Genomic DNA, 16,101 nt, shown 5'->3' on the forward strand with positions numbered 1-16,101 from the left:
GTAGTCTTGGCATTTTTTTTTGTTCATTTTGAACCATCCTGTTAGGCTATAACGATTTTAACAACGAATAGTTTTAGGGCGTGTCCAAAACAATGACTGATAATAATAAATTTAGCCTGACTACACGTATCATGATAGCCATGATCGCGGGTATTGGTGTGGGTATAATTTTCCAACAAATTCTTGCCGGTGAGCCTGAGTTCTTAATTCCCCTTGGATTTGTCGACTTTCCATTAAGAGGCTTCTTTGTCGATGGTCTTTTCCACGTCGGTGGCCAAATCTTTATCGCCAGTTTGAAAATGCTGGTTGTTCCGCTGGTATTTATATCACTGGTTTGTGGTACCTGTAGCCTAAGTGATCCTAAAAAGTTAGGTCGTTTAGGTGGTAAGTCCATATTGCTATACTTAACAACTACTGCTATCGCTATCACAGTTGCAATATCTCTTGCTCTGCTGGTGAGTCCAGGTGCAGGAATTGATATGCCAACAACAAGTAGCTTTGATGCAAAAGAAGCCCCGACTCTCGCTCAAGTTATCATTGGTATGTTCCCAACTAACCCAATCGATGCAATGGCCAGTGGCAATATGCTTCAAGTTATCGTATTTGCTTTGCTATTCGGAATTGCTATGGCATTAAGTGGAGAGCCTGGCAAACGAATCGCGGCTGTTTTTGATGATTTAAATACGGTAATTTTAAAATTAGTTACTCTATTAATGAACTTAGCGCCATATGGTGTGTTCTGTTTAATGGCAAAACTGTTTACCGATATTAAAATGGGTTTAATCGTTGAGCTTGGAAAATACTTTTTAGTTGTAGTAGCGGCACTGTTTTTCCACGCTTTAGTAAACTACACCATTTTACTTAAAGTGCTTACAGGCCTTAACCCTGTGACCTTCTTAACTAAAATGAAAGATGCTTGCATGTTTGCATTCAGTACTTCTAGCTCTAGTGCAACGATGCCTGTCACACTTGAAACCGCGACCAAAAAGTTAGGCGCAAACAATACCGTCGCCTCTTTTACGGTACCTTTAGGTGCAACAATCAATATGGATGGTACAGCCATTATGCAAGGTGTTGCTACCGTCTTTATCGCTCAGGTATTTGCTGTTGACTTAACTCTTAGCGACTACCTAATGGTGATTTTAACAGCCACGTTGGCTTCTGTGGGCACAGCCGGTGTACCAGGTGTTGGCTTGATCATGCTTGCAATGGTGTTAAACCAGGTTGGTCTTCCTGTCGAAGGGATCGCTATTATCATGGGTGTTGATAGGCTACTCGATATGACCCGTACAGCTGTTAACGTTACTGGTGACTGTATGGTTACTTGTGTCGTCGCAAAATCTGAAGGTGAGTTAAATCATGATGTGTTTAACGACCCTAACGCAGCAAAAGACCTTGAAGAAAACTTAACTACTTCTAAAGTTTAATTGCACAGTACAGAGTAGCTTGGACACCAAGTTACTCTGTTATAAACCTTTCAAAATAAATGCATGAAAACAGTTCATTATCATGCAAAATATTCAGCCAAAACTCCCCCACTTAAGTTACAATCGAGTCACTTGTCACAACTGGATTGTTAAATATGACATCAAATAACAAAAATATAGCTTTTATTGGCCTTGGTGTAATGGGATTTCCAATGGCTGGTCACCTAGCAAATCAAGGCTATAACGTCACTGTATACAACCGCACTACGAGCAAAGCACAAACTTGGATGGAGACTTATTCCGGTCAACTTGCTACAACCCCAGCTTTAGCAGCTGCGAATGCGGATATCGTATTTATTTGCGTTGGTAATGACGATGACCTCAGAGAAGTAACCACTGGAACTGATGGCGTTCTTCAATCTATGCGCGCAAATACTACACTAGTTGATCACACAACAGCTTCCGCAGATGTAGCCAGAGAATTGTTCAAAGCCTGCGAAGCTAAGCAGATTGGCTTTGTTGATGCACCAGTATCTGGCGGGGAAGCTGGCGCAGTTAACGGACAGCTTACCATTATGTGTGGTGGTAAAGCAGACATCTACAAGGCCGTTGAGCCTGTAATGGCCGCTTACGCTCGCTTTTCTAAATTGCTCGGCGATGTCGGTTCAGGTCAAATAGCAAAAATGATGAATCAGATTTGTATCGCAGGTGTTGTACAAGGTCTCGCAGAAGCACTACAGTTTGGTCAAAATGCCAACATAGACTGCGAAGCCGTCATTGAAGTAATCTCCAAAGGTGCTGCTGGAAGCTGGCAGATGGAAAACCGCCATAAAAGCATGTTAGATGACCATTACGAACACGGGTTTGCGGTAGACTGGATGCGAAAAGATCTGTCTATTGCCCTTGATGAGGCAAAAAAGAATGGCTCCACTTTGCCTGTGACCGCGTTGGTAGATCAGTTCTACGCGGATGTTCAAAAGATGGGCGGTAATCGCTGGGATACCTCCAGCTTATTAAAGCGCCTTGTTTAGACTTTTCTTTTTTGTGCCACACTCGTGGCACTTCTCTCTAAAGCCCTGCTTCACCTATCATTTGTGTACGTTTGGTTAAATTTAAATTCCCTTGACATAAAATTGACCAAAATGACTGCTATGCTTGAACAATGGAGGGGATTACACCTCATTGGCAGTCAGTGGACTACATAACAACTCCACATGAAAATTATAAATACAACTCGTTATATGCACGGAACTTTGCAGCATGGATAATATTTACAGATACAGTGTTAAGTTACTTACCGGTGAGACAGTTTCACTTAGGTCATTTCAAAATAGGCCCGTTATCATTGTCAACATCGCCAGTAAATGCAGTTTTACGCCACAGCTCACCGCCCTTGAAAAAATGTATCGTAAGTATAATAAACAAGGCTTAGAGATAATTGCATTTCCATGCAATCAATTTGGTAAAAACGAGCCGCTAGAAAATGAAATGCTTCGTGAGTTTTATCAATCACATTTTAGTTTAAGTTTTAAAGTTGCTGAAAAAACATTGGTCAACGGCCCTGATGCACACCCTTTATTTAATTACCTAAAATCACATACACGGGGAATTGCTCAAAACCGAGCAATAAAATGGAACTACACTAAATTTTTAATCGGTAATAATGGCGAGCTTTTGTCACGCTATGCACCGCGTACAAAGCCAGAATCTTTAAAGCAGATCATCGAGGGTCAGTTGCAAGATGAAAGTAGCACTTTTCAGTTCGCAAAAATATGAAAACGCATTCTTCTCTCAAGCAATTAAAAATTTCATTGATATAGAGTTTGCGTATTTCGAACATAACCTAAACAGAGATACCGTTTACTTGGCGTCTGGTTGTGACGCAGTATGCGTGTTTGTCAATGATGACCTCAATGCTTGTGTACTCGCTGAATTAGCTGAGCTCGGTATTAAATACATCGCACTGAGGTGTGCCGGCTACAATAATGTAGACATTGAGTCAGCGCATGCATTGGGCCTGCAAGTTGTACGAGTGCCCTCATACAGCCCTGAAGCGGTTGCAGAGCATTGCATGGCGCTTATACTCACCTTAGCGAGAAAAACACATAAAGCATATAACCGGATCAGAGAAGAGAATTTTGACCTCAATGGATTATTAGGCTTTAACATCCACAACAAAACTGTTGGGCTAATTGGCTGTGGTAAAATTGGTCAGGCCTTGGTATCTATCTTAAATGGCTTTGGCGCACACACACTTGTTTATGACCCCAATATAGGCGAAGGCTCTTATACACAAGTGTCACTCGATATGCTTTTGCAGCAGAGCGATATCATATCCCTGCACTGCCCCCTAACCGATACCACACATCACTTACTTGATGCTCAAGCATTTGGAAAAATGAAGCAAGGCGTTATGGTAATTAACACCAGTCGCGGTGCGATAATTGACACACGCGCATGTATTGCTGCGCTCAAATCAAATAAAATCGGGTATTTAGGGCTGGATGTATACGAACAGGAATCGGAGCTTTTTTTCAAAGACCGCAGTGAAGAGATCATCCAGGATGATACCTTTGTAAGGCTTAGTAGCTTTCCAAATGTGCTAATAACGGGACATCAAGGGTTCTTTACACAAGAAGCTCTGACTGAGATAGCGAATACAACACTAAAGAATTTGCACGCACTTAAACACAAAACGCATACTCCAAATCTCGTTTAGCACATACACGCTTTATTCATCCGAGTAAAATAAAAAGCGCAGCCAATTGGCTGCGCTCTCTTGTTATCTGCAATTTGGTGTTATTTATTGATAACGACATTAACGAATACGGCAGTCATTAGTATCGGACAAATAAATCGCAAATACTGAGCAAACCAATAGCGTAAACCTGTCGCGTCCAATAGCAGTGTATTACCTCGCTTCCACATCCAACCGACTGTGATAAAGTAGAAAAGCCCCATCAAAGGTAATTGATATCGAGTGAAAACAGAAATCACCAAACCGAACAGCCAATCAAAGTTCATTATGATTAAGCTTGAGCATACTAAAATCACCAAAGTAACAATCCATGTTGCTTTTCTTCTTTCCATACCATGATTTTCGACTAAGAATGAAACCGGTATTTCTGTAGAGGAAATAGTCGAAGTTAAAGAAGCAATTGACATAAGCACGAAGAACGTTAGTCCGACCCAAATACCTATCTGGCCCATACTTTTAAACAGCTCAGGTAATATCGCAAAGATCAGACGCCCTTCCCCAGCCAATTTTCCATCTTGAAAAACTTCCACGCCATTTTGCTGCGCCACGAAAATAGCCGGTATAATCAGCAAGCCAGCTAAAAATGCAACACCGGTATCCAACATAGCAACACTAAAAGTCAACTTAGGTAGATTTTCATTCGGCTTTAGGTATGAGCCATAAATCATCATACAGCCGACACCAAGGGACAGAGAGAAAAATGCCTGACCCATGGCTGCGATGATCAAGTCCGGATCTGTAATTTTATCAAAATTAGGAACCAAGTAAGCTTTAAAGCCTTCTGCCGCCCCCTCCAACGTTGCCATGTAAGCAATCAAACAGCACAACAACAGCAACAACATCGGCATTAGTCGACGAGACCAAGTTTCTATACCAGATTTCACCCCTTTAAGAATAATTGCCGCAGTTAGCAGCAACATCAGAGGCGTAAACACAAAGTTTCTCGTCGTTGAGTCACCAGTTAAAAACTGACTCACGGCATCCATACCAAACAACGAAGTTAATGGTTCTAAAGAATGTGCCAGCATCCAACCAGCGACAATAGAATAGAAGCTGAGCATCACAATTGCGCCACTCAAACCTATGTAACCGGCGGCCGCCCCCACACTTGGCTGCTTTTCTTGCCAAGCTTGTTTGAGCGCTTTTACTGGATTCGCCTGTGCTTGATGACCGAGATAAAGCTCGGTATACAAGGCTGGTAATGCCAGCAAAAAGATAACGATAAAATATGCGAGTAAAAATGCACCACCGCCATGATTGGCAGCTTGAGTTGGGAAGCCCCAAATATTTCCTAAACCAACAGCGGCACCCGCTGCTGCTAGGACAAAGCCAAGTCGGCTTTGAAAACCATCACGTACCTGAGCCATATTCGAACACAAATATAATTATTGTTTTGGCCAGCGATTATACCTTTTTGATTGAAAAATGCGAGCACAACAACCCCGATACGGGGACTTCCCTTGCCCATTAATGAATAAAACTCACCAATTAAAAACTAGACCCTGGCTGCTGCAAAAACTCAATTTCTTCATCCGTTGAAACTCGACCTAAAATCTCGTTTCTGTGAGGGTAACGTCCAAATCGATCAATTATTTTTTTATGTGCCAGCTCAAATTCATAGCCTGGTAATTCACGAAACAATACCTCTGCTTGGCGATGAATAACCGCGCTCTCACTATGCATAAACGGCATATATAAAAAACCGACTTCTGTATCGTTTAACGCCTGATCAAACCCTTTATCTATGGCTTGCTGAGACAAGCTCAAAGCCAGAGCATCACTGGCAAAGGCCTGTGGTGTATCACGGTACATATTTCTTGGAAATTGATCTAAAACGATAATCTCACACAATGAGCCGACTGGGGTATCTCGCCACCTTTCCAACTCGCCATTGTGTGCCATTTTATGTAGAACTGAAAATTGGCTTTTGATTTTTTGGTCAAATGCTGATGACTTCTGCCACCAATCTTTTTCTGAGCATGTAACAAACCAAAACTCATAGATATCTTGATACTGCATGGGAGGCCCTTATGCAAATTATTGTTACTTTATTAAGATTGCCACCTCGGGTTCTTTATTGCAACTTTATCATTAATATTTGTTATAAAGTTATTTCGTCAACAACAGAAACGATAGTAGCCTAGAAAATATACCTAAGCTACTATCGTAAAACCAGAATTTTAGGCCGCTTCCAACAATTTTTGATGGATTGCTTGAACGACTTGATCAGAGCTGGCCTGTTCAACTAAGAAGCATAAATTGTGACGACTTGCACCATGGCAAATTAGACGTATATCGAATTCAGATAACACATCAACCAAACAATCATCGCCCCCTTTTAGTTGAATTTCAGAACCTATCATAGCGACTAACGTCAAATTGTTCTCTACACTAACGTGGCAAAATTCACCGAGCTCATCAAGACACGCTTGTTCAAGCTCTGGACGAGACGCGTTGGGCGCGTTATCTAAGGTCAAAGCAACGCTTATTTCAGAAGTCGTAACAAGATCGACCGATATATTGTAGTTACTTAATATCGTAAATATTTTCGCGAGAAAGCCGCTAGCTAACAACATCTCAGGGCTTTTTAATGTTAATAGGATTTGGTTCTTACGTTGTGTGACGGCACGGATCCCAGACTGAGTCTGAGTTTCTTTTTCGATCCACGTGCCACCTTGATCGGGCGCTTTACTGGAGCCGACAAAGACAGAGATGCCTTTTCTGCTGGCTGGTAATATCGTCGCTGGATGCAGTACTTTCGCGCCAAACGTTGCCATTTCAGCCGCTTCGTCAAAGCTCAATCTCGGAATTGGTTTTGCTTTAGTACAGAGCCTAGGATCTGTACTAAAAATGCCAACTACATCAGTCCAAATTTGAACACTGCCAGCATCAATTGCTTCTGCGATCAACGCCGCACTGTAATCAGAGCCACCGCGACCTAAAGTGGTTGTTTGCCCATATTTATCACTACCGATAAAACCTTGTGTTACGACCACGTGATTGTCTAGCAACGGAGCCAAATGTTTAGCGGCTGCTACTGCTGTAGCTTCAATGTCAGGTGTCGCTTTGGAAAAGCTGCTATCGGTTTTTAGAATGTTTCTAACATCAAAACGGACTGAATTGACGCCTAGCGTTCGTAGCACTTGAGTAAAAATGAATGAAGAAAAGCGTTCACCAAAACTCAACACTTCATCACACTGCTGTGTGCTCAGTGCAGGTAACAATGCTACCTCTTTAAATTCTAAATAAGTTTCTTCAAAACCAGTTTGTAAATCAGAGTCTAGGGTCACGTGTTCAAGAATACGATGCTGAATTTGCATGACCGCTTCTACCAGTGCCAAGCGCTCTTCATGATTGGCTTTTTGTTGAACTAGTTCTACTAGGTGGTTTGTAACACCTGCACTGGCACTTACAACCACTACTTTTACTGTAGGGTCGTCGTTAATAATTTGTGCACAACGATACATAGCAGTGTAGTCAGCAACACTTGTACCACCGAACTTAGCAACAACAGACTGGGAATTCATTTTATCTCCTTGTGATAGCACATGTACTATCAAAAAAATAAGGAGAACTAACTTGGCAAGAGGAAATAGAAATATATTGAAAAAACCACTGCCAGAAGCTCTCCACCAATAAACGGTGACAGTTCCGAGGATTCAACCCCGTAAACCGAAAAGTCATTGATGCGACCAATCACTTTCCTCGGCGAATACTTCCCTCGCTTGCTGTCGTCGGATGTCGTGTCCTCGAACAAGCTACCTAAGCATCGCACCTCTTCTGTCTATTTTGCGGGTATTAAGCTGAACACCGGCAAAATAAAACCTGCTACAAGAGCAGGCTTTTAAAAACTATCTTTTAGACGTCTAGGTGTCAAGTAGTTTTGTACCTTAAGGCTAAAAAAGCTTAAATAAGTTGCCCCATATAATACGAGCCAGCGTAACCTATGGTATAAGCAATCAGTAAATACAGCGCCATTTTTAAATAACTCATAAAAGTCAATGCTTTTACCTTACTCATCGCAATAATACCAGCAGCTGAACCAATAATTAGCATAGAGCCACCCACTCCTGTTGCATAGGTAAATGTCAGCCATTGCTGTGGGGTCATTTCGATCTGCGCTTTTAATAGCGCTGCGGTTAGTGGCACATTGTCTACTGCTGCACTAAGCAACCCAACCAAATAGTTTGCATATTCAGGCGCCAAATATTGATAGAGTTCAGTAAACATACTTAACACACCAACTTCCTTGAGCGCCCCCACCAGCAGCAGTACACCAACAAAAAATAGCAGCGTGTCGTATTCTATTTCTCTAATGTAATCAATTATCTTTTTGTTGACGTCTTTTTTTCGCATTAAAAATTGCGCAACTAGAAACATAAATGACAAACCGAATAAAAACGTCAGCATAGGCGGTACTTGATACTGAACACTTAAAAACAACGTAGCGAGTACGGTGGACATAAAAATGACTGCAATAGTTATGTCAGTCTTTTCTATACGGCGTAATTCTTGGCGTGCAAAGTAAAGTTGCTCATTCATACCGATGGATAACATAGCTGCCAGTGCAAATACGCTCACGATGGCCGGCAAAACTAACAGCAAGAGATCCGGTATTGTGACTTTACCCGCCAAAAATATCATCAAGGTTGTTACATCACCAGTGATCAGCGAAACACCGCCAGAATTTACGCTAAAAATGATTAATGTGGCATACTTTACTAGCTTTTTCGCATCCAGCTTTAAGGACATGACAACAGCCAAAGATATTAGCGTCGCAGTAATGTTGTCAGAAATCGAAGAAAATATAAACGCAAAAGCACCGACGAGAAACATTAACTTTCTCTCGCTGATCTGCTCAGGCATGATGCGATGGACAATATTTTGGATAAAACCTTTAGAGTTTAAATAAGCAACAAAAGTCATCGCAGCCATTAAAAAAAGCCATAACGTCGCAATTTCTAAGATGTTGTGATCGAGCTGATGTTGTATAGTTTCTGAGCTTTCGCCATGAATTGGAGATATAAAAGCGATAATCCAACATAAAGTACCAAAAAAAAGCGTCGTTTTGGCCTTGTTTACATGGATAATATCCTCTATAACGATAAGCACAAAAGCTAGCGCTATTAGGGTTAGGATTATGGAAGTGACCATACGCGTAAACAACCTGTAATCAAATGTAATTTTTGTAAAGGGTGATGTAAATCGGCGCGGAGTCTAACACTATGGGCAAGTGACCGCTATCAATAATTACAATTTATGACAAATTCGTGAACAAGTGATGTCACAAAAATGATACAAACTGGAAAGTTATGATCCCAGCGAAAAAAGTTCTTAATACATTAAATGAACACTGGAACGTTTTAGAGTTGCTATTTAAGCGATTTAAAATGTCTGATTTCAGTATAAAAGATGTACAAAACTTAATAAAATTGAAGAACCCAAACTGGTCAAGTGAACGGGTTTACAAAGAAACAAATAGACTGCTTAATCAAGAAATTATTATTCCTCTAGCTAAGTCTTCGCAACTCGAAATCAACCGTGCAGTCGCTGATTTTGCAAGTTTTTTGCTCCAAGAGGAGCACTTAGGTCTTGCTGAAGAAATCACCGTATTAGTTAAAGATTTGCAACGGCTTGGAGCACGCTTAGCTCAGGCGGGTAATGAAGGCGACCATAGTGAGCTTCGACGCTTTAGCCGCATAATGGATGAGCGAGTCAGAAAAATTGTAAAGCTTTATCAACACAATGAGAGTGCAATTCTCAATCTTGTAGAGCAAGCCAAATCTGATCACAGCAACTTATCATTGAAGCGACGTTACCAAGCAGTCATCGAAGCGTTTGACGAATACATTGAACCAATGCTTGAAATGGTTGACATACACGGTCCATTCCAAGCTTGTTTTAGCGACATAGAAACGCAAATTAGTGAGCAAATAAACCAAATCGAACAGCTTGGACGAGGGGCTCAAGACAAACGTATGCTTGAGCAACTGAGAACACGTATTTTAGACATGCATTTAATTGGCAGAGAAAGTTTGGGTAAGAGTGCCGATATGCTTATGCCGTTGCGTGAAGAATTAAGACGCAATACGCTAATTACTCGCCAAGCAGCCAAAGTACTGGGACTTATCCGGAAAAATGGTGTGGATCGTATGCTTAGCCCGGTTCAGCCAGACTTTGTATCCGATATTCAGCGCTTTAACCTCGGCCAAAAGCGTCACATGGTCGCTTATATGGCAAGCCTTGCCGAATTTGAACATGAAGAATACCAATTGCCAGATCATCAAGATGTACCAGCATATCAAAGCCCCAACATTCCTGATTATCAAGACGTCAAAAAGTCTTTTTCAACCAGTGGGCAAAAGCGCACTGCCCTGCTTGGCTTTTTAAGTGATAGCTATCCTAGCCTAGAAGCTGACGAAATGCTGTTTTTGTATCAAAAACTTATTAGCGACCCTGAATTGATAGTCAGTCAGTCCGATTCAAAAGAATCGATGCAACTCGCTAATACCAAAATCAAATTGTATCCATTTAGCGCTACAGAGAATAATACTTCTGACGCTGAAAAAGCAAAACAATAAGTACGACACCATGACACAAATTAATCTAAACGATTTATCACAACTGCAAGCCATCAACAAAAAGCTTGCTGGTGGATATCACATCAGTGAACAAGATACGACACTCTGGCAAGAGCTGGACCAGCATATAGAGTCATACCAAGCGCTTTTTGCAGCGCTTGGTCATGATTTACAACATGATGCGAGAGGGTTTTACTACCTTGCCAGTGACGAAAGTACCCCAAATATGGGCAAGATAAGTCGCGCTATCGCTTTAACGGTTTTTATTCTCATAGAATATTACGCAAATCAGGGTAAAGATCCATTACGTGCATTGTTTGATGAACAAATTGATTTGGAACTGATGCAAACGCTTATCCAGCTCAACAAACATTTATTTGATCAGTTAGAGATCTTCTCAGGATCAGACTTGAGAAAAGACGTTTTTTTACGAATGTTGAGACTTGGATTGTGTAAAGAAACTGAACGCGGTTTTGTACTATTAGCGCCAGTTTATAGATATATCGATGCCCTAATGGAAGTTAACGAAGACAATTTTGAAGCGCTAGAGGAAGAAGTATGAGCGAATTATATGGTTTAAGTAAGCTAGCGCTTTTAAATACCGCAGGTTATGCAAAGTGTGTTATCCCACTGGACAAAAGTGCGTCTATTTGCGCCCCTAACAACACAGGTAAAAGCTCAGTTATCAATGCACTTCAATTTCCTTTGGTTAACGATTTGCGCTTGACTGAATGGGACGGTCACGATTTAGAAGAAACCCGAAAATTCTATTTCTCAAGCGATCAGTCATACATTTTACTAGAAGCAAACCTACCCCATGGTGACGTAGTCATTGGCGTGGCTGGGCTTGGTAAAATCGCAGGTTACGCGCACCAGTTTTTTTGCTACAACGGTAAACTTAACCTAGATGATTTTACCGAAGGTAAAAGCATCATTAAATACACTAAACTATTCAATCATTTAGAATCAAAAGGTTACAAAGCCATAGAGCTAAAAGCCGCTGAGCTAAACGCACTCTTGACCGGGGGCGCAACCCCATATGATGGTGACATCAATCTTAAAATGATCCCACTTAACAATGTTCAAGACGCCGCGATCTACAAAGAGATCTTTAGACGCATTTTGAATCTACATAAGTTAGGCGCTCATGATGTTAAACGTTTTATGTTACGTGTTTTTGAACGCCATATGTCAAACTCAAAAGTCGACTTTTACGAAGTCTGGCGACGTGCATTCGATAAAGTCAATCGCTCTAAACGTGAACTTACCGCCTTAGAATCAATGCAAGAGCCGATTGCTGCACTGGAGCAAATGATTGAAAGCGAAGCGACCATCAAGGGTAAGTTGGCAGCTTATGCGCCAAAAATTGATCAAGCTATTATCGCATTCGATGAATATCAAACGTCACAAATCGACGAACTGAACGAGCAACTCGAAAATATCGAGCAAGAAAAACGTGATTTTGAACAAAAACAGCAGCTTTATGTTCAGCAATCTCGTGATATTGAACGTAAACAAACACAAATTGAGCAATGGTTTACTGACTATCAGGCACTCAAATCTGAGTTTGAATTAACCAACCATGCGACACTAAAAACAAACCTCACTCTTTTAAAGAAAGAGTATGAGCAGTTGTCATTCTCAATCAACAGCGCACAAGGTCAGAGTTTACACACTTTAGATTACCGTATTGGTGAAACTCAGAAGCAGATAAAGAGCTTAAAGCTGCAACTTAAAAACCTAGAGTTCAATTTATTTACTCGTATGAGAGAAGATCTATCACTCAAAGAAGTGGAAGAAATCTCTCGTATACTGAACCCTGATCTGCTTTCGTTTGCAACCACCTCTCAAGGTGAGGTAACCATTCACGATGAAGATGCGTTTGCTGATTTCTTATCCTTACTTTCAAACGCAGTAAAAGGTGGTGAGCTGCAATTACCTGGTGTGAGCGTTAAACTCAAAAAGCTAGCGCCAGTGCAAATGCAAAGTGGAGAGAACAAAGCACAATTGCAAGCCCAGCTCGAAGCACTGCAACGTTCATTGACAGAGCTAAAGCAGCAAAGAGAAGTTGCAGCGAATGTTGCTGACAAGCAGCAAGAGCGCGATGCCTTGTATCAAGAACTCATGGCTACTGAAGATGCCCTTAAACGCTTCGAGCAATTCCAAACCATGCAACAGTCGGCAGAGGCACAAATGGCTCTCAAAGACCAATTAGGTGCCGAACGCGAGCAAGTAGATGACTATTTACAAGATGTACAACGCAATGCAGGATCAATTTCAGATCGCCGCTCGATCATAAAAAGTAAACAAGATCTTATTTTGAGACAAAGCGATCGTCTTAAGCAAGTTAAGTCCGAGCGTATCGACCACACGTTAGCAATTTATGAAGGAAAACAGACACCCTATCCTATTGACGTGAAGATCGATTTTGATAACTTGTCGGAAATAGTCCACCAGTTCAACAAAGATTGCCAAGAGCTGAGAAACTTAGATGTTAATGTGCGCAATACATATCTACATATCTACAATGCAGGCATCACCAAGTTTGACAACGAAACCGACGAGTCAACCAAGTACGCTAAATTGATCAGCGCATACCACAATATTGATAACGAACGCGATGCTGTTGAGCGTCAAGCGCGTGTTGCCCTGACCGAAGTCGCTGCGACAATAAAAGGCTTAAGAGAGGATTTAGATCGATTACGCCGTGAAATGAATAGCTTTAACCGCGGTATCAGCCAGCACCGTATATCGAACTTAAAAGCATTTAAGATCAATGTTATCCCTCGCAAAATGCTGGTCGACAGCATTGATACTATTATCAGCACTTCTGAAGTCTATGAGCAAGGGGACAGCTTCGACTTGCTTAGTGAAGCAAAAGCAGATGAGAATGCAGTTAATGAAGCAAAAGACCATATCATTAAACTAGCCAGTGAAAAAGCAGGCTTAACGCTTACCGATTTATTCGATATTCGTTTTGAAGTCGTCAATAGAGCCGGTGAAACCGAGCACTTTGATAAAATTGACTCTGCGGGCTCAAATGGTACCCGCATTACCATTAAACTGTTATGTGGCATGCTGTTCATTCGCTACCTATTGTCTGATCAAGAGCAAGCTTTATATCGTATACCGATATACATTGATGAGGCTGCGGATATCGACCCGCAGAACCAAAAAGCAATTATCGAAACTGCACTGAGTTTCGGGTTTGTGCCAATATTTGCTTCAGTTAAGCCACAGATCAGCTGTGATTACTTGGTTCCTATCCGCAGTGTTAATCAGGGAAGTCAGAACTGGGTTGATGAAAAAGACTGGATTGAAGTGGAACATTCATAGTTTTAACTGGTCTTACTTACTGGATCTTAAAGTTTATTTGCTTTTTGCTTATCAATTTTGGTCCAGTTAGTATTACAAGGCCAAAAGCCTTAATTAAGGAGTAAAAAATGACTCGTAACCTGCTTGTAGCGCTAAGTTTTATAGTATTAAGTGCTTGTTCTAACACCCCTGATTGGGACTATGATAAATCAGTTGAATTTGCCAACTACAAAACTTTTTCATGGTCTCCAGACACTGCAAACTTTGACAAAGGTGCCCAAAACTATCAGATCAGTGAACTGATGGAAAAGCGCGTTCGCAATGCAATTATTACTGAAATGGCGCAACATGGACTCTCCTTGGTAGAAAATGCTCAGGCAGATGTCATGGTAAACTTTCATGCAGCGGTTGATACAAAACTTGACGTAGATACATTCAATACCAGCTACTCTGCCCGTTGGAATTATTGGGGTGTTGGCTGGCATACGCAAACACAAGCACGTGAATATGAAGTAGGAACTTTGGTTATTGATGTCATCGACAGAGCTTCCAATCAGCTTGTATGGCGCGGCGCAAAAGAAGGACGCCTTCGCAAGAAAGAGTCACCTGAAAAGCGCACAGAAACGGTCAACAATACCGTAAAGGATATTTTGTCCAACTTCCCTCCAAAAGTGGAACACTAAACCAGTAAAGGCAGCAACATGCTGCCTTTTTCGATTGTATTAAACAGAAATAAATTGTTCAGACTTGCAAGGTTAATTCAATTAGGTAAAATTCTGCGGTTTATGGTTCTTAATGAGCAAATACCTTGATTGAGCAACTTCGGAAAGACTTCCCTTTATTACAAAACTTGGTTGATGAGCAGCCGCTTTGTTACTTTGATTCAGCCGCTACCACGCAAAAGCCGCAAGTTGTTATTGACGCTGTTAATCAATTTTATCATCAAGAAAATGCCAATGTGCATCGAGGTGCGCATACACTAAGTGCACAAGCAACAACAAAATATGAAGCGGTGCGTGATAAGCTTGCTAAATATTTAAATGTCCAACGCAACGAGGTTGTTTGGACCAAAGGGGCGACAGACTCACTCAACCTTTTGGCCTATGGCCTTACTAATATACTTGGTCAAGACGACGTTATTGTGCTTTCACCGCTTGAGCATCACGCGAATATTGTGCCTTGGCAACAAGCTGCTGAAAAAACCGGGGCAAAAATTGCGCTTTTACCTATTTCAAAAGAAGGGGTTTTAGATCAATCTGCCGCGATTGAGCTTATTCGCGATACAAAACCTAAGATAATTAGCCTGTGCCATGCGTCAAACGCTCTTGGTAATATTCATGACGTAAAACAACTAATTGAAGCGTCTAAACCCTACGGAACCATCACAGTCGTTGATGGCGCACAGTCTTTTATGCATTTGAGGCCTGATCTTAAAGCGCTAGATTGCGATTTTTTTGTATTCTCAGCTCACAAAGCACTTGGGCCAACAGGTGTTGGTGGTTTATATGGCCGTTATGACTTGCTCAACAATTTACCCGTTTATCAAACTGGCGGGGAAATGATTGATACCGTGAGCTTTGCAGGCACAACATTTAGAAATGCCCCCGAGAAGTTTGAGCCCGGTACGCCAAATATCTGTGGCGTAATTGGTTTTGGTGCGGCGCTTGACTATTTGACTTCGCTTAATAAAAACGAGCTACTTGCCTACGAGCAATCACTACATCAATACCTGTTGACTCGACTACGCCAAATCGACGGCATTAAAATATGGGGTGACAATAAAAACAATATCGGCGTGGTAAGCTTTACGTATAAAAATGAGCACCACTTCGACATTGCCACGCTTCTCAACTCTTATGGCATTGCCGTCAGGAGTGGGCACCATTGCACCCAGCCACTTATGGCACATTTAAATATTACTGGAACTGTTCGCGTGAGCCTTGCTTTTTATAACAATCAGCAAGACATAGATTCCTTTATCGCTGCGCTTATGGAAACCATTGAGATGTTGGAAGAATAA

At 41.4% G+C, this 16,101-nt stretch carries 13 protein-coding genes and 1 riboswitch; of the genes, 9 read left to right on the forward strand and 4 right to left on the reverse strand.

The genetic code is table 11. The annotated features are described in order from the left end of the window. Nucleotides 1-92 precede the first annotated feature (92 nt). From J8M00_RS20090 to J8M00_RS20105, 4 genes are all read left to right on the forward strand, one after another. Nucleotides 93-1,427, forward strand: coding sequence for a dicarboxylate/amino acid:cation symporter (locus J8M00_RS20090; RefSeq protein ID WP_211012276.1), 1,335 nt, complete (start codon nucleotides 93-95; stop codon nucleotides 1,425-1,427). A gap of 155 nt (nucleotides 1,428-1,582) precedes the next feature. Then, nucleotides 1,583-2,458: an NAD(P)-dependent oxidoreductase gene (locus J8M00_RS20095; RefSeq protein ID WP_211012277.1), complete on the forward strand. Its 876-nt coding sequence runs from the start codon at nucleotides 1,583-1,585 to the stop codon at nucleotides 2,456-2,458. Nucleotides 2,459-2,687: 229 nt separating this feature from the next. Beyond that, nucleotides 2,688-3,203, forward strand: a complete 516-nt coding sequence (locus tag J8M00_RS20100) for a glutathione peroxidase (RefSeq protein WP_211012278.1) — start codon at nucleotides 2,688-2,690, stop codon at nucleotides 3,201-3,203. Beyond that, nucleotides 3,169-4,146, forward strand: a complete 978-nt coding sequence (locus J8M00_RS20105) for a 2-hydroxyacid dehydrogenase (protein WP_211012279.1) — start codon at nucleotides 3,169-3,171, stop codon at nucleotides 4,144-4,146. The genes J8M00_RS20100 and J8M00_RS20105 overlap by 35 nt, the downstream gene beginning before the upstream one ends. An 80-nt stretch (nucleotides 4,147-4,226) precedes the next feature. Here the strand turns inward: J8M00_RS20105 and J8M00_RS20110 are convergent, their stop codons facing one another. The 4 genes from J8M00_RS20110 to nhaD all read right to left on the reverse strand — a co-directional run bounded on the left by J8M00_RS20110 (nucleotide 4,227) and on the right by nhaD (nucleotide 9,339). After that, on the reverse strand, nucleotides 4,227-5,552 hold the full coding sequence (locus J8M00_RS20110) for a sodium-dependent transporter (protein ID WP_211012280.1): 1,326 nt from the start codon (nucleotides 5,550-5,552) through the stop codon (nucleotides 4,227-4,229). A gap of 121 nt (nucleotides 5,553-5,673) precedes the next feature. Continuing rightward, nucleotides 5,674-6,204 carry a DUF924 family protein gene (locus J8M00_RS20115; protein WP_211012281.1) on the reverse strand — a complete coding sequence of 177 codons (531 nt, stop codon included), beginning with the start codon at nucleotides 6,202-6,204 and terminating at the stop codon, nucleotides 5,674-5,676. A gap of 161 nt (nucleotides 6,205-6,365) precedes the next feature. Beyond that, nucleotides 6,366-7,712: a lysine-sensitive aspartokinase 3 gene (lysC, locus tag J8M00_RS20120; protein WP_211012282.1), complete on the reverse strand. Its 1,347-nt coding sequence runs from the start codon at nucleotides 7,710-7,712 to the stop codon at nucleotides 6,366-6,368. An 87-nt stretch (nucleotides 7,713-7,799) separates the two neighbouring features. Continuing rightward, a riboswitch (Lysine riboswitch) is annotated at nucleotides 7,800-7,973 on the reverse strand. A 118-nt stretch (nucleotides 7,974-8,091) separates the two neighbouring features. Continuing rightward, the gene (gene nhaD, locus J8M00_RS20125; RefSeq protein WP_023399441.1) at nucleotides 8,092-9,339 is read right to left on the reverse strand and encodes a sodium:proton antiporter NhaD; all 1,248 of its coding nucleotides are present in this window, start codon (nucleotides 9,337-9,339) and stop codon (nucleotides 8,092-8,094) included. A 158-nt stretch (nucleotides 9,340-9,497) separates the two neighbouring features. On the opposite strand from nhaD, the gene J8M00_RS20130 reads away from it, so the two are divergent. The 5 genes from J8M00_RS20130 (at nucleotide 9,498) to J8M00_RS20150 (ending at nucleotide 16,101) form a co-directional block, all read left to right on the forward strand. Beyond that, entirely contained in the window at nucleotides 9,498-10,766 is a 1,269-nt protein-coding gene (locus J8M00_RS20130; RefSeq protein ID WP_211012283.1) for a hypothetical protein, read from the forward strand. 10 nt (nucleotides 10,767-10,776) lie between these two features. After that, entirely contained in the window at nucleotides 10,777-11,328 is a 552-nt protein-coding gene (locus J8M00_RS20135) for a condensin complex protein MksE (protein ID WP_023399439.1), read from the forward strand. Further along, a complete protein-coding gene (locus J8M00_RS20140; RefSeq protein WP_211012284.1) occupies nucleotides 11,325-14,102 on the forward strand; it encodes an ATPase in 2,778 nt (925 codons plus the stop codon). Before J8M00_RS20135 ends, J8M00_RS20140 begins: the two co-directional genes overlap by 4 nt. A 107-nt stretch (nucleotides 14,103-14,209) precedes the next feature. Beyond that, on the forward strand, nucleotides 14,210-14,764 hold the full coding sequence (locus tag J8M00_RS20145; RefSeq protein WP_211012285.1) for a DUF4136 domain-containing protein: 555 nt from the start codon (nucleotides 14,210-14,212) through the stop codon (nucleotides 14,762-14,764). Between the two features lie 125 nt (nucleotides 14,765-14,889). Then, nucleotides 14,890-16,101, forward strand: coding sequence for an aminotransferase class V-fold PLP-dependent enzyme (locus tag J8M00_RS20150; protein ID WP_211012286.1), 1,212 nt, complete (start codon nucleotides 14,890-14,892; stop codon nucleotides 16,099-16,101).

The sequence above is a fragment of the Pseudoalteromonas luteoviolacea genome (genome assembly GCF_018100925.1).
Taxonomy (GTDB): Bacteria; Pseudomonadota; Gammaproteobacteria; order Enterobacterales; family Alteromonadaceae; genus Pseudoalteromonas; species Pseudoalteromonas obscura.

What these genes read in the sequence shown, in the direction of transcription:
- J8M00_RS20095 (WP_211012277.1), top strand. Translation starts at nt 1,583, where the DNA reads ATGACATCAAATAACAAAAATATAGCTTTTATTGGCCTTGGTGTAATG.
- J8M00_RS20135 (WP_023399439.1), top strand. Translation starts at nt 10,777, where the DNA reads ATGACACAAATTAATCTAAACGATTTATCACAACTGCAAGCCATCAAC.
- J8M00_RS20140 (WP_211012284.1), top strand. Translation starts at nt 11,325, where the DNA reads ATGAGCGAATTATATGGTTTAAGTAAGCTAGCGCTTTTAAATACCGCA.
- J8M00_RS20105 (WP_211012279.1), top strand. Translation starts at nt 3,169, where the DNA reads ATGAAAGTAGCACTTTTCAGTTCGCAAAAATATGAAAACGCATTCTTC.
- J8M00_RS20130 (WP_211012283.1), top strand. Translation starts at nt 9,498, where the DNA reads ATGATCCCAGCGAAAAAAGTTCTTAATACATTAAATGAACACTGGAAC.
- lysC (WP_211012282.1), bottom strand. Translation starts at nt 7,712, where the DNA reads ATGAATTCCCAGTCTGTTGTTGCTAAGTTCGGTGGTACAAGTGTTGCT.
- J8M00_RS20110 (WP_211012280.1), bottom strand. Translation starts at nt 5,552, where the DNA reads ATGGCTCAGGTACGTGATGGTTTTCAAAGCCGACTTGGCTTTGTCCTA.
- J8M00_RS20145 (WP_211012285.1), top strand. Translation starts at nt 14,210, where the DNA reads ATGACTCGTAACCTGCTTGTAGCGCTAAGTTTTATAGTATTAAGTGCT.
- nhaD (WP_023399441.1), bottom strand. Translation starts at nt 9,339, where the DNA reads ATGGTCACTTCCATAATCCTAACCCTAATAGCGCTAGCTTTTGTGCTT.
- J8M00_RS20115 (WP_211012281.1), bottom strand. Translation starts at nt 6,204, where the DNA reads ATGCAGTATCAAGATATCTATGAGTTTTGGTTTGTTACATGCTCAGAA.
- J8M00_RS20100 (WP_211012278.1), top strand. Translation starts at nt 2,688, where the DNA reads ATGGATAATATTTACAGATACAGTGTTAAGTTACTTACCGGTGAGACA.
- J8M00_RS20090 (WP_211012276.1), top strand. Translation starts at nt 93, where the DNA reads ATGACTGATAATAATAAATTTAGCCTGACTACACGTATCATGATAGCC.